The sequence below is a fragment of the Arthrobacter phoenicis genome (assembly GCF_047238215.1).
Lineage (GTDB): Bacteria > Actinomycetota > Actinomycetes > Actinomycetales > Micrococcaceae > Arthrobacter.
The window spans coordinates 3011732-3024011 of sequence record NZ_JBDFMK010000001.1 but is presented as its reverse complement, the minus strand read 5'-3'; the positions used below and the strand labels follow the sequence as shown (position 1 = coordinate 3024011).

Below are 12280 nucleotides of genomic sequence, written 5' to 3'. Positions count from 1 at the left end.
CGCCGCTTTCCCTGCAGGACTCAGCCGCCGTGAGCGGCCACGGAGAGCGGCTGCCACTCATTCCAGGTGGACAGCCTGGACTCGTAGTCGGCGGTGACGATGCCCAGGGGCGCCTCGCCGAAGAAGACCCGCAGCGGCGGTTCGTCCGCGTCCACCAGAGTCAGGATCGGCTCCCGGGTGGCCGTCGGATCGCCCGGGGTGCCGCGCCGGCTCGGCCGGTTGGCCGCCCGCTCGCGGACGCCGTCGTACTCCGGCATCTGTTCGGCGTGACGGGCGGAACTGCCGCCCCAGTCGGTGGCGAAGCCGCCCGGTTCCACCAGGGTCACCTTGATGCCGAAGTCCGCGACCTCCTGGGCCAGGGACTGGCTCAGGCCCTCGAGCGCCCACTTGGACGCATGGTAGATACCCACGGTGGGGAAGGCCGAGACGCCGCCGACGGACGAGACCTGGATGATGTGCCCGCTGCCCTGCTCCCGCAGGAAGGGCAGCGCGGCCTGGGTGACCCACAGCGCACCAAAGAGGTTCGTCTCGATCTGGTCGCGGGCGTCGGCTTCGCTCAGCTCCTCCACCGTGCCGAACTGGCCGTAGCCGGCGTTGTTGACCACCACGTCCAGCCGGCCGAAATGCCCGTGCGCCCGGGCCACGGCGGCGAAGGCGGCGTCGCGGTCCGTGACGTCGAGTTCGATGGGAAGGATCCTGTCGCCGAACTCCTGAACCAGCGCGTCCAGGCTCTTCGCGTCACGCGCCGTCGCGGCGACGTTGTCTCCGCGGCCCAGCGCGGCAAGGGCCCATTCCCGGCCGAAACCACGTGAGGTTCCGGTGATAAACCATGTCTTCGTAGCCATACTCGTACTCCTGTCCAGTGTCGGTGATGCTTCGGGGATGCCTAGTCGGAGCTGATCTGCAGCCGGAACCGGTCGCGCTTGGTGTGCAGGTCCCAGAGGTGTCCGGCGAGGATGGCCGGGTCTTTCTCCGGGTCGCCGTCGATGATGCGGCCGCCGATGATCAGCTGGGACACCTGGATGCCCTCCTCGCCGAGCACTTCGTTCAACAGCTGGGCATAGGCGGCCTGGCCGGCGAACGCCACCGAGGTGCCGGTGACATTGCGTCCGGGCTTTACCGCCGAGCCGCCGTTGACGAAGAGGATGGTGCCCTTGTCCTTGCCCAGGAACCGCATGCCGGGGAGGACCTGGTGGACCGCGGCGACCGGGCCATAGATGGAGAACTCCACGGGTCCCACCAGGTCGGCGGGGGTTGTCTCCAGGACCGGGCGCATGAAGTCCTTCTGCGGCAGCGGGCTGTACTGCAGCACCTCGATGGGGCCGAGGGTTTCGGTGGCGGCCTCCAGCGCCCGGGTGATGGAGGCGGGGTCGCGGACGTCGGCCGCGAAGCCCTTGGCCTCGATCCCCTCGGCCGAGAGGGTCTCCGCCAGGGCATCCACGCGGCCCTGGTTCCGGGAAAGGAGGGCGACGGAGAAGCCTTCCGCGCCGAAACGACGGGCGACGGCGGCGCCGAGCCCCGATCCTGCTCCAATGATTGCGATAGTAGTCATGACGGGTCCAAGTCCTCGGCCCGGCCAAATATTCCTCAGTAGGCTTAGCTTTTTGAGCCCGTGCCGCGGAAACCGGCCAGTAGACTGGAGCCAGCCATGACACTCCATATCTCCTACCCCGCCGAGCTGCCGGTTTCCGAGCGCCGCGAGGACCTGATGGCCGCGATCGCCGCCAACCAGGTGACCATCATCGCCGGCGAGACCGGTTCCGGTAAGACCACCCAGATTCCGAAGATGTGCCTGGAGTTGGGGCTGGCTGAAAAGGGCCTGATCGGCCACACCCAGCCGCGGCGCCTCGCTGCGCGGACGGTCGCCGAACGCATCGCCGAGGAGCTCGGCGTGGAGATCGGCCAGGAGGTGGGCTTCCAGGTCCGCTTCACCGGCGAGGTCAGCCGGTCCACGAAGATCAAGCTGATGACCGACGGCATCCTGCTGGCGGAGATCCAGCGCGACAAGCTGCTGCGCAAGTACAGCGTGATCATCATCGACGAGGCGCACGAGCGCAGCCTCAACATCGACTTCATTCTCGGCTACCTGAAGCGCATCCTGCCGCAGCGGCCGGACCTGAAGGTCATCATCACCTCTGCCACCATCGACCCGGAGCGCTTCGCCAAGCACTTCGGCAGCGAGGAGGATCCCGCCCCGATCGTCGAGGTCTCGGGCCGCACCTTCCCGGTGGAGATCCGCTACCGTCCGCTGTCCGCCCCCGCCGGGGGTCCCGGCGCGGATGATGGAGACGGCGAAGGCACCGCGTCCGACGACGAGCTGGAGGAGGACCGGGACCCGCTGGACGCCGTCTGCGACGCCGTCGACGAACTGGCCCTCGAGGCCCCCGGGGACATCCTGATCTTCTTCTCCGGCGAGCGCGAGATCCGCGACGCCGCCGAGGCCCTGAACGCCAGGATCCAGGCGAACCGGCGGCTGTCCGGCACCGAGGTGCTCCCCCTCTTCGCCCGGCTGAGCCTGCAGGAGCAGCACAAGGTCTTCCACCCAGGCAGCAAGCGCCGGATCGTCCTGGCCACCAACGTCGCCGAGACCTCGCTGACGGTGCCCGGCATCAAGTACGTCATCGACACCGGCACCGCCCGCATCTCGCGCTACTCGCACCGCACCAAGGTCCAGCGCCTGCCGATCGAGCGGGTCTCCCAGGCCTCGGCGAACCAGCGTTCGGGCCGTTGCGGGCGCGTCTCCGACGGCATCGCCATCCGGCTGTACTCGGAGGAAGACTTCGAGTCCCGGCCGCAGTTCACCGACCCGGAGATCCTGCGCACCAACCTCGCCGCCGTCATCCTGCAGATGACCGCCATGGGCGTCGCACGCGGGCCCAAGGACGTGGAGAACTTCCCGTTCGTCGAACCGCCGGAATCCCGCGCGATCAACGACGGCGTCACCCTGCTCCGCGAACTCGGCGCGCTGAGCGCGGCCAAGGCCACGGACGCTCCCGACGGCGGCCGGCCCGACGGGCAGCCGGAAGGTGGCCAGCGCCGCGGTGGCCGCCGCCCGGCGGCATCCGGCCGCAACGGCAGCGGCCTCACCGCCGTCGGACAGCAACTCGCCCAGCTCCCGGTGGACCCGCGGCTGGGACGGATGATCGTGGAGTCCGGCAAGCGCGGCTGCGTCCGCGAGGTGATGATCCTCGCGGCGGCGCTGACCATTCAGGACCCGCGCGAGCGTCCCCAAGGGGACGGCTCAGGCAAGCAGCAGCTGGCCGCTGAGAAGCACGCGCGGTTCCGGGATGAGAACTCGGACTTCACCGGCTACCTCAACCTCTGGAACTACCTGCAGGAGAAGCAGCAGGAGCTCTCCTCCACCGCGTTCCGCCGGCTGTGCCGCGCCGAGTTCATCAACTACCTGCGCGTGCGTGAATGGCAGGACCTGTTCGCGCAGCTGCGGCAAATGGCCCGGCCGCTCGGGATCAGCCTGGACAACAAGCGCCTGACCGACCCGGTCGGCAACCACGAGGGCATCCACATCAGCCTGCTTTCGGGCCTGCTGAGCCACATCGGCATCCTGGACGAACGCAAGCGCGAATACGCGGGCGCCCGCGGTACCCGCTTCGCGATCTTCCCCGGCTCGGCGCTGTTCAAGAAGTCGCCCACCTTCGTGATGGCCGCCGAGCTGGTGGAAACCAGCCGGCTGTGGGCACGGGTGGCCGCCAAGTTCGATCCGCTCTGGGCCGAGCAGGTGGCCCCGGACCTGGTTAAGCGCAGCTACAGCGAGCCGCACTGGTCCAAGAAGATGGGCTCGGTGATGGCCCACGAGAAGGTCACCCTGTACGGCGTGCCCATCATCCCCAGCCGGCGGGTCAACTACGGCCGCGTGGACCCGGAACTCTCCCGCGAACTCTTCATCCGGCACGCGCTGGTGGAGGGCGACTGGCAGACCCACCACAAGTTCTTCCACCGCAACCGGGCCCTACTGCAGGAGATCGAGGAGCTGGAAGCCCGGATGCGCCGCCGGGACATCCTGGTGGACGACCAGACCCTGTTCGAGTTCTATGACACCCGGGTGGGCAAGGACGTGGTCTCCGAGCGCCACTTCGACAAGTGGTGGAAAGAGGCCCGGCAGCAGGATCCGGCGCTGCTGGACTTCGAGAAGTCGCTGCTGATAAGCGAGGACGCGGATGAGCTCGACGATTCGGCGTACCCGAAGACCTGGCTGCACAAGGGCTTCGAGCTGCCGCTGAGCTACGAGTTCAGCCCCGTGGCCCCGGGAGCCGCGCCGAACCCCTCCGACGGCGTCACCGCCGAGGTGCCCGTGCTGTTCCTCAACCAGCTCGACGACGCCGCCTTCCGCTGGCTGATCCCGGGCCAGCGGGTTGAACTGGTCACCGCCCTGATCAAGTCCCTGCCCAAGCAGGTGCGCAAGAACTTCGTTCCGGCCCCCGACGTCGCCCGCCAGGCGGTGGCCGCACTGGAGGCCGATTTCGATCCCGCCACGGACGACCTCGAGCCGTCCCTGGAACTCGTGCTGCGCAGGCTCCGCGGGCAGGTCATACCGCCGGGATCCTGGAACTGGGACGCCGTCCCGCCGCACCTGCGCGTCAGCTTCCGCGTGGTGGACACCCGCGGCAAGCTCCTCGACGAGGGAAAGGACCTCGCAGCGCTGCAGGAGAAGCTGGCGCCGGCCACGCGACGGGCCATCGCCGAGTCACTGGGCGCAACTCCTTCGACGGTGGGATCGACGGCGCCGAAGAAGGGCAACGCCCCCGCCGCCGTGGCAAAGGGCAACGCCGGCCAGGGCGGATCAGGCAGTGCACAGCAGGCCGGCTCCCCCGCCGGCTTCACCGAGCTGACCGGCCTCAAGGATTGGACCTTCGGCACCGTGCAGCGCCAGGTCCAGGGCATGGTCAAGGGCCACACCGTCACCGGCTACCCGGCGCTGGTGGACGAGGGCACCTCCGTGGCGTTGCGGCTCTTCCAGACCGCGGGTGAACAGGAACAGGCGATGCGCGGAGGCGTGATCCGCCTGCTGGCCCTCAAGGTCCCGCCGCCGGACCGCTACGTCCTGGAGCACCTCAACAACACGGAGAAGCTGACCTTCAGCCAGAACCCGCACGGCTCGGTCTCGGCCCTCATCGCGGACTGCGCCTTGGCCGCGATCGACAAGCTCACGCCGGCCGCCCTCCCGTGGGACGAGCCATCCTTCAAGGCACTGTACGAGCAGGTCCGCGCCGAGCTGATCGACACGGTCTTTACCGTTACCGCCGTCGTCGAGCGCATCCTGGCCAGCACCCGGCGGATCGAGAAGCAGCTCCGCGGCACCACCAGCCTGGCGCTGGTCAGCGCCCTGAATGACATCAAGGCCCAGCTGGAGCAACTGGTCTTCCCCGGCTTCGTGGCACGCACGGGCTACGCCCAGTTGAGCCAGCTGCCGCGCTACCTCGCGGCGATCGAGAAGCGGCTGGAGAAGCTGCCCACCACCGTCCAGCGCGACGCCCAGCATATGGCCGTCGTCCAGGGGCTTGAGGACGACTACGACGACGCCGTCTCGGCCCTGCTCCCGGGCCGGCGCATCGGACCGGAGTTAACCCAGGTCCGCTGGATGATCGAGGAGCTGCGGGTGAGCCTGTTCGCCGTCGAACTCGGGACGGCCTATTCGGTCTCCGAGAAGCGGATCCGGACGGTGCTTAACAAGGCGCTGGCCCCGGCATAACGCCGGGGCCAGCGGGGATACGTCGCGGGGGCCTTTATGCGCCCGGCACGAACTCCCCGTAGCCCGCCGCGCGCAGCCCTTCCCGCAGCTTCTCCGCGTTGACGTCGAGGCGCTCCGGATCCGGGTTCTGGTCCACGGCGCCGAAGTCGTAGTCGGCCATGGAGTTGGACGGCCAGACGTGGACGTGCAGGTGGTTGATCTCGTACCCGGCGATGGTCAGGCCCGCGCGGGCGGAGTCGAAGACGTCCACCTGGGCGGCGCCGATTTTCCGCGCCACCTCCATGACGCGCGCCAGCGTCTCGGGCGACGCGTCGGTCCATCGGTCAACCTCCTCGACCGGCACCACCAGGGTGTGCCCGTCGGCGAGCGGGCCCACGGTCAGGAAAGCGACGACGTCGTCCTCGCGCCAGACGAAACGGCCGGGAATCTCGCCGTTGATGATCTTGGTGAACAGGGTGCTCATGCGTCCGCCTTCTCTGCCGGGGTACCGAGGGTGGAGGCGTCCAGGACGAAGCGGTACTTCACGTCGCCGGCCACCATCCGGTCATAGGCCTCATTGAGCTGGTCAGCGCCGACGAGTTCGATGTCGGAGACCACACCGTGCTCGGCGCAGAAGTCCAGCATTTCCTGGGTCTCCTCGATCCCGCCGATCAGCGATCCGGCGTAGGCGATCCGGCGGCGGATCAGCGAGCCGGGATTGACCGGCGGCATCGCCTCGGACGGCAGGCCGAGCTGGAAGAGCGCCCCGTCAACGCGCAGCGTGCGGAAGTACGGGTTGAGGTCGTGCGGGGCGGCGACGGTGTCGATGATGACGTCGAGGCTGCGGTCAGCTGCTTCCATGGCGGCCGGGTCGGTGGAGAGGACCACGTGGTCGGCGCCGAGTTCACGCGCGGCGGCGAACTTGCGCTCCGACGTCGTAAAGACGGTCACCTCCGCCCCCATCGCCTTGGCGATCTTGACGGCCATGTGGCCGAGGCCGCCGAGGCCCACGACGCCGACGGCGTCGCCCTCCTCGACCTCAAAGTGGTTCAGCGGGGAGAACGTGGTGACGCCGGCGCACAGCAGGGGCGCGGCGGCGGCCGGGTCGAGGCCCTCGGGGATGCGGAGCACATAGTTGCGGTCCACCACGATCGAGGTGGAGTAGCCGCCCTGGGTGACGGCGCCGTCGTTGCGGGCATCCTTGGCCCCGTAGGTGCCGGTCATGCCCTTTTCGCAGTACTGCTCGAGGCCGTCAAGGCAGCTCTCGCATTCGCGGCAGGAGTCGACCATGCAGCCCACGCCGACGCGCTCACCGACGGTGAAGTCGTCGACGGCAGAGCCCACACGGGTGACCCGTCCGACGATTTCGTGGCCCGGAATCAGCGGGTAGGTGTTTCCGCCCCATTCGCCGCGGCTCGCGTGCACGTCGGAGTGGCAGAGGCCGCAGAACTCGACGGCGATCTCGACGTCGTCGGCCTTCGGGGCGCGGCGGGCGACGGTCAGGGGCACCAGGCCGCTGTCCGGGGCGGTGGCGCCGTAGGCAGCGGCCAGGGTGGAGCCGGCGGCGTCGGTGAGGTCGGGAAGGGGCTTGGCGAGGGGCGGCGGTACGGGGCGTCCTGGAGTCATGGTTCGACGCTACCCCCGGGGCTGGTTTCCGTGCCACTTGGGGGACGGTGCTGGCGGCGCCGGACCCGGGCGGCCGGGCCCGTTGCCGTGTGGTTAAGGAGCGTCCGCAGCATCGGGTCATTGACCGGATCACCGGGACGGTCCTGGTGGGCTTCGGGCTGAAGCTGGCGCTGGAGCCCGGGCACTGACCGTTCAGTCCGTGAAGCCGACCGGCTTGCCCGCGGCCTGCGCGTAGGCGATTTCCCCGGCCGTGGATTCGCCGATGTGACCCCCGGGGTTGACCACCAAGATGCGGTCGGCGAGGTCGATCTTGCGGCGGTGGACTGCGCCGAGCGCTGCCTTCTGCTCATCGGTGAGCTGTCCTGCTGCCTCTGCCGGCGCGAGGACGATGGCACCCGCGAGGGTCAACCCGAGGTTGGCCGCGCGCATCTCCTGCACGAAGCGGGCCGAGCCGCAGAGGCAGACGATCTCCGGTCGATCTGGCACGGCTGTGTCCCTTCGCGAGGGTGGGGTGGGAGTCGCTGTCGCTGCGCGCGACGGCGTCCGCTGACGAGACTACGTCACAGGCGTGCCGGTTTGAGGTCAGGCTCTCCCGGCGGTCACTTGGGGCGTCGACGGGCCCGATCGGGTGGACGTCGACGATGTTCTCCCCGGCTTCCCCGGATCTCGGAGTCGCAGTCGGGCCACCATCCCTTCCCTCCTTTAATGTCAGACCCTCTCGGTTGAATTGGTTTATGGAAGGCAGTCGGAAGCTTTTCGAGGATTCAGTCGGCGCGGACCCAACGGTGGGAGACGCGGCGGGGATCATTGATGAGCTCCGCGCACTGGAAGACCGGAAGTCGGCAATCGCGGCCCGGCAGGCAAGGTTGGCCGTAGCGCTGGATCTGGCCCGGCGGCGTGAACAGGCCGCTCTTGGCTTGCCCGCTGACCAGCTTGGCGCGGGTGTCGGGGCGGAGGTCGCGTTGGCGCGGCGGGAATCCCCGGCCAAAGGCTCCCGCCTGCTGGGTCTGGCCCGGGCGCTCGTGACCGAGATGCCGCACACCCTCGCCGCCCTCGACACCGGGCGCCTGAACGAATGGCGTGCCACGCTCCTGGTCCGCGAAACCGCCTGCCTGGACGCCGCGGATAGGGCCGCCGTGGATGGAGAACTCGCCGCCGATACCGGCACCTTCGACGGCGCAGGAGACCGTGCCATCATCTCCGCAGCTAAAGCCGCCGCCTACCGGCACGACCCGCGCTCCGTCACCCAACGCGCCGCCCACGCCGAAACCGAACGCGGTGTCAGTCTCCGACCCGCCCCGGACACCATGTGCTACCTCACCGCCCTACTTCCCGTCGCCGCCGGAGTGGCCGCCTACGCCGCGCTGACCAGGCACGCCGACACCGCCCACGCCGCAGGAGACCCCCGATCCCGCGGCCAGCTGATGGCCGACGCTCTGGTCGAGCGCGTCACCGGGACACCGGGCGGGATCACCGGCATCGAAGTTCAGCTCGTCATGACCGACCGGACCCTCCTCACCGGAGACAACGAACCCGCGAGGCTCACCGGCTACGGTGTCGTCCCCGCCGGGTGGGCAAGGAAACTCGTGGCTGCCAAGGGCGACATCCCAGAGCTCACAACGTGGGTGCGGCGGCTTTACACCGCTCCCGGCACCGGCGAACTCATCGGTATGGACTCCCGGGCCCGGCTCTTCCCCGCAGGGGCTGCGCCGGTTCATCGAAACCCGCGACACCACCTGCCGCACCCCCTACTGCGACGCACCCATCCGGCACCTCGACCACATCCTCCCCTGGCACCGCGGCGGAGAAACCACAGCAACCAACGGCGCCGGACTCTGCGAAGCCTGCAACCACACCAAAGAAACCCCCGGCTGGACCGCGAGACCCGCCGATCGAGCAGAGTTGGCCGTCCGGGCCGGACCACCCGGCGCCGGAACAGCCGTCCGCCACACTCTCGAACTCACCACTCCCACCGGACACACCTACACCTCCACCGCGCCACCGCTTCCCGGATGCGGTCCAGGGACGGATATTTCCCAGCCCAAAGAGTCGGACTCAAGGAGGATCACCAAGAAGCTCAGGCACCGGCAGCGATTGCGCCACCGGCGGGGAGTCGCCACGAGGGGTCAGCCGGATGAGCAGCTCGTCGCCTGAGGTCAGGGCGCCGGCCGAGCGCGCCTCTTGTGCCAGCCAACGTGGCCGTCGTAATCCTGCGCCGCGATGGCCGCCCAGACTGTCAGTGGCCGCCCGGACTGTCAGTGCTGGCTTTGCAACCCGGTCAGCCCTTGGCGTCAGGGGACATACCGTCCGGCTCGGCGCCGGTGACCACCAGATTTCCGGGGTTGTTGGACCATTCGGAGAACGACCCCGGGTACAGCGCTGCCCGGTACCCGGCGATCTCCAGCGCCGCCACCTCGTGGGCGGCCGTCACACCGGAGCCGCAATAGACCGCGGTTTGAACGCCCTCGGTGACGCCGAGCTCCGAGAACCGCCGACGCAGGGCGTCGGCCGGGAGGAACCGCCCGTCGGGGCCCAGGTTGTCCGAGGTCGGGGCGCTGACGGCTCCCGGGATGTGTCCGGCCCGGGGATCCACCGGCTCGATCTCGCCCCGGTACCGCTCGCCGGCCCGCGCATCCAGCAGCAGCCCCGAGCCGGACCAGGCGCCGGCCCCGGCGCCATCAACCACGGGCATTCCCCCCTCGGTCAGCACGACGTCGCCCGGCTCGGCCGTCACGTCACCGCTCTCGACGTCGAACCCCGCCTCCAGCCAAGCGGCCAGGCCGCCGTCGAGCAGGCGGACCGAGGAAACGCCCGCGTTGCGCAGCATCCACCAGACCCGGGCGGCGGCCATGTTGCCGCTGTTGTCGTACGCGACCACGGTGTCGCCCTCGCAAATTCCCCACGCGCGGGCGGAAGACTGGAACTGCTCCAGCGGGGGCAGCGGGTGCCGTCCCCGGGTGGGGTCCTCGTGGGGGGCCGCCAGCTCGGTGGCCAAGTCGACGAAGACCGCCCCCGGCAGGTGCGATTCCAGGTAATGGTCCCGGCCGTGCGGATCCCCCAGGGCCCAGCGCACGTCCAGCAGCACCGTCCGCGTGCCCGCATCCAACCGGTCCTTGAGTTCGGCAACAGTCATCAGAGTCTCCATCCCGCCACCCTATCCGCAGCACGGCCCCGGGTAGGCTGTAGCGGTGATCAACGCGCGCCACCAAGACCGGGATTGGGCCGACGAGGCCATCCGCCGAATCAACGCGGAAAACAACCGGTCCGCCGACACCCACCTCTACTCGGTGCCCCTGCCCGAGCACTGGGGCGTCCGGCTGTACTTGAAGGACGAATCCACGCACCGCACCGGCAGCCTCAAGCACCGGCTGGCGCGGTCCCTGTTCCTCTTCGGCCTGGTCAACGGCTGGATCCGGGAGGGCACCACTATTGTCGAGGCTTCCAGCGGCAGCACCGCCGTCTCAGAGGCCTACTTCGCGCAGCTGCTCGGCCTGCCCTTCATCGCTGTGATGACCCGGACCACCAGCCGGGAAAAGATCGCGCTGATCGAACAGTTCGGCGGCACCTGCCACCTCGTGGACCACGCCTCGGAGGTCTACGCCGCGGCCGAGCAGCTGGCGGCCAGCACCGGCGGCCACTACATGGACCAATTCACCTACGCGGAGCGGGCCACCGACTGGCGCGGCAACAACAACATCGCCGAGTCGATCTTCGGCCAGCTGGCCCTCGAGGAGCACCCGGTCCCCCGCTGGATCGTCGTGGGCGCCGGCACCGGCGGCACCAGCGCCACGATCGGCCGCTACCTGCGCTACCAGCGGCATGCGACCCGGCTCGCCGTCGTCGACCCGGAGAACTCCGCGTTCTTCACGGGCTGGCAGGAACACCGCGACGGCGGCAGCTGCGCGGACGTCACCGGCCTGCCCTCCCGGATCGAGGGCATCGGCCGGCCACGGCTGGAACCCAGCTTCGTCCCCGCCGTCATCGACCACATGATCCAGGTCCCGGACGCCGCCTCGGTGGCCGCCATGCGCCACCTCCGTGACATCGCCGGGCTCCACGCCGGCCCGTCCACCGGCACCAACCTCTGGGGCGTGTGGCAGCTGGTGGCGCAGATGATCGCCGACGGCGAGACGGGCAGCATCGTCTCCCTGATGTGCGACGGCGGCGACCGCTACTCCGGCAACTACTACGACGACGGATGGCTGGAGGCGCAGGGCCTGGACCCCGCGCCGCACGAGGCCACGCTCCGGTCCTTCTTCGAGACCGGGAGCTGGCCCGCCTAGACCTCCACGGAATCGCCGCTGGACAGGTGCCGGTACTCGGTGCCGTAGCGGGCGCCGATCCGGGTCACATGCGCCTCGACCAGACCCACACCCATCTCGTTGAGCAGCCCGTCGTGGACGGGGAAAGCCCGGGGCGCCCGCACACTGATCACGAAGTCCACCACCTCGCCGATTTTGTTCCACGGCGCATGGATAGGCACCAGCAGCGTGCCGACCTCAATCCCGTCCGGCACCGCGAAGGAATCCCCCGGGTGGTACACGTTCGCGTCGATCAGGTAGCCGATGTTGGCCACAACCGGAATCTGGGGATGGATCAGGGCATGCTGGCCGCCGAAGCAGCGGACCGCGAAGCCGGCTACCTCGAGCTCGTCGCCCTCGGCGGCGGTGTGGATCCTGGCGGACGCCGCCGGCGCTTTGTCCCGCAGCGTGGCGGCCACACCATCCGGCGCGTAGAGCTGCAGCTCATCGTCGGCCAGGAGGGCCGCGGTGACGGCGCCGACGTCGATATGGTCGCCGTGTTCGTGTGTGATCAGCACCGCGTCGGCGCCGTCGAGCGCGACGTCGGTCTCGGAGAAGGTGCCGGGGTCCAGCGCCAGGACCTTGCCGTCCTTCTCGAGCCGGACACAGGCGTGCGTGAATTTCGTCAGCTTCATCCGGCCAGCCTAGGACGCCCGTCGGAGCGGTG

Annotated in this window: 9 protein-coding genes and 1 pseudogene; 3 read left to right on the top strand and 7 right to left on the bottom strand. The window is 69.3% G+C overall.

Translation table 11 applies throughout. The features are described from left to right. Window positions 1-20 precede the first annotated feature (20 nt). Entirely contained in the window at window positions 21-845 is an 825-nt protein-coding gene (locus ABC337_RS14180) for an SDR family oxidoreductase (RefSeq protein WP_412883426.1), read from the bottom strand. Between the two features lie 41 nt (window positions 846-886). Next, window positions 887-1552, bottom strand: coding sequence for an SDR family NAD(P)-dependent oxidoreductase (locus tag ABC337_RS14175; protein ID WP_412883427.1), 666 nt, complete (start codon window positions 1550-1552; stop codon window positions 887-889). Between the two features lie 96 nt (window positions 1553-1648). Between ABC337_RS14175 and hrpA the strand changes: the two genes are divergently transcribed. Further along, window positions 1649-5707: an ATP-dependent RNA helicase HrpA gene (gene hrpA, locus ABC337_RS14170; protein WP_412883428.1), complete on the top strand. Its 4059-nt coding sequence runs from the start codon at window positions 1649-1651 to the stop codon at window positions 5705-5707. A 34-nt stretch (window positions 5708-5741) separates the two neighbouring features. On the opposite strand, the gene ABC337_RS14165 is transcribed toward hrpA, so the two are convergent. The 3 genes from ABC337_RS14165 to ABC337_RS14155 form a co-directional block, all read right to left on the bottom strand. Next, window positions 5742-6170, bottom strand: coding sequence for an HIT family protein (locus ABC337_RS14165; RefSeq protein ID WP_412883429.1), 429 nt, complete (start codon window positions 6168-6170; stop codon window positions 5742-5744). Then, entirely contained in the window at window positions 6167-7312 is a 1146-nt protein-coding gene (locus tag ABC337_RS14160) for an NAD(P)-dependent alcohol dehydrogenase (protein WP_412883430.1), read from the bottom strand. The genes ABC337_RS14165 and ABC337_RS14160 overlap by 4 nt, the downstream gene beginning before the upstream one ends. A gap of 192 nt (window positions 7313-7504) precedes the next feature. Beyond that, window positions 7505-7798, bottom strand: coding sequence for a hypothetical protein (locus ABC337_RS14155; protein ID WP_412893244.1), 294 nt, complete (start codon window positions 7796-7798; stop codon window positions 7505-7507). Between the two features lie 248 nt (window positions 7799-8046). Here ABC337_RS14155 and ABC337_RS14150 point away from each other — a divergent pair. Continuing rightward, a pseudogene (locus ABC337_RS14150) lies at window positions 8047-9466 on the top strand (HNH endonuclease). Window positions 9467-9590: 124 nt separating this feature from the next. On the opposite strand, the gene ABC337_RS14145 reads toward ABC337_RS14150, so the two are convergent. Beyond that, window positions 9591-10457: a sulfurtransferase gene (locus ABC337_RS14145; RefSeq protein ID WP_412883432.1), complete on the bottom strand. Its 867-nt coding sequence runs from the start codon at window positions 10455-10457 to the stop codon at window positions 9591-9593. 46 nt (window positions 10458-10503) lie between these two features. Between ABC337_RS14145 and cds1 the strand changes: the two genes are divergently transcribed. Continuing rightward, the gene (gene cds1, locus ABC337_RS14140; protein WP_412884913.1) at window positions 10504-11595 is read left to right on the top strand and encodes an L-cysteine desulfhydrase Cds1; all 1092 of its coding nucleotides are present in this window, start codon (window positions 10504-10506) and stop codon (window positions 11593-11595) included. On the opposite strand, the gene ABC337_RS14135 is transcribed toward cds1, so the two are convergent. After that, window positions 11592-12248 carry an MBL fold metallo-hydrolase gene (locus tag ABC337_RS14135; protein WP_412883433.1) on the bottom strand — a complete coding sequence of 219 codons (657 nt, stop codon included), beginning with the start codon at window positions 12246-12248 and terminating at the stop codon, window positions 11592-11594. The genes cds1 and ABC337_RS14135 overlap by 4 nt on opposite strands. Window positions 12249-12280: the final 32 nt, after the last annotated feature.

Bases quoted from the DNA above. Each gene is read 5' to 3' on its own strand.
- ABC337_RS14180 (WP_412883426.1), bottom strand. From the start codon at position 845: ATGGCTACGAAGACATGGTTTATCACCGGAACCTCACGTGGTTTCGGC.
- ABC337_RS14175 (WP_412883427.1), bottom strand. From the start codon at position 1,552: ATGACTACTATCGCAATCATTGGAGCAGGATCGGGGCTCGGCGCCGCC.
- hrpA (WP_412883428.1), top strand. From the start codon at position 1,649: ATGACACTCCATATCTCCTACCCCGCCGAGCTGCCGGTTTCCGAGCGC.
- ABC337_RS14165 (WP_412883429.1), bottom strand. From the start codon at position 6,170: ATGAGCACCCTGTTCACCAAGATCATCAACGGCGAGATTCCCGGCCGT.
- ABC337_RS14160 (WP_412883430.1), bottom strand. From the start codon at position 7,312: ATGACTCCAGGACGCCCCGTACCGCCGCCCCTCGCCAAGCCCCTTCCC.
- ABC337_RS14145 (WP_412883432.1), bottom strand. From the start codon at position 10,457: ATGGAGACTCTGATGACTGTTGCCGAACTCAAGGACCGGTTGGATGCG.
- ABC337_RS14135 (WP_412883433.1), bottom strand. From the start codon at position 12,248: ATGAAGCTGACGAAATTCACGCACGCCTGTGTCCGGCTCGAGAAGGAC.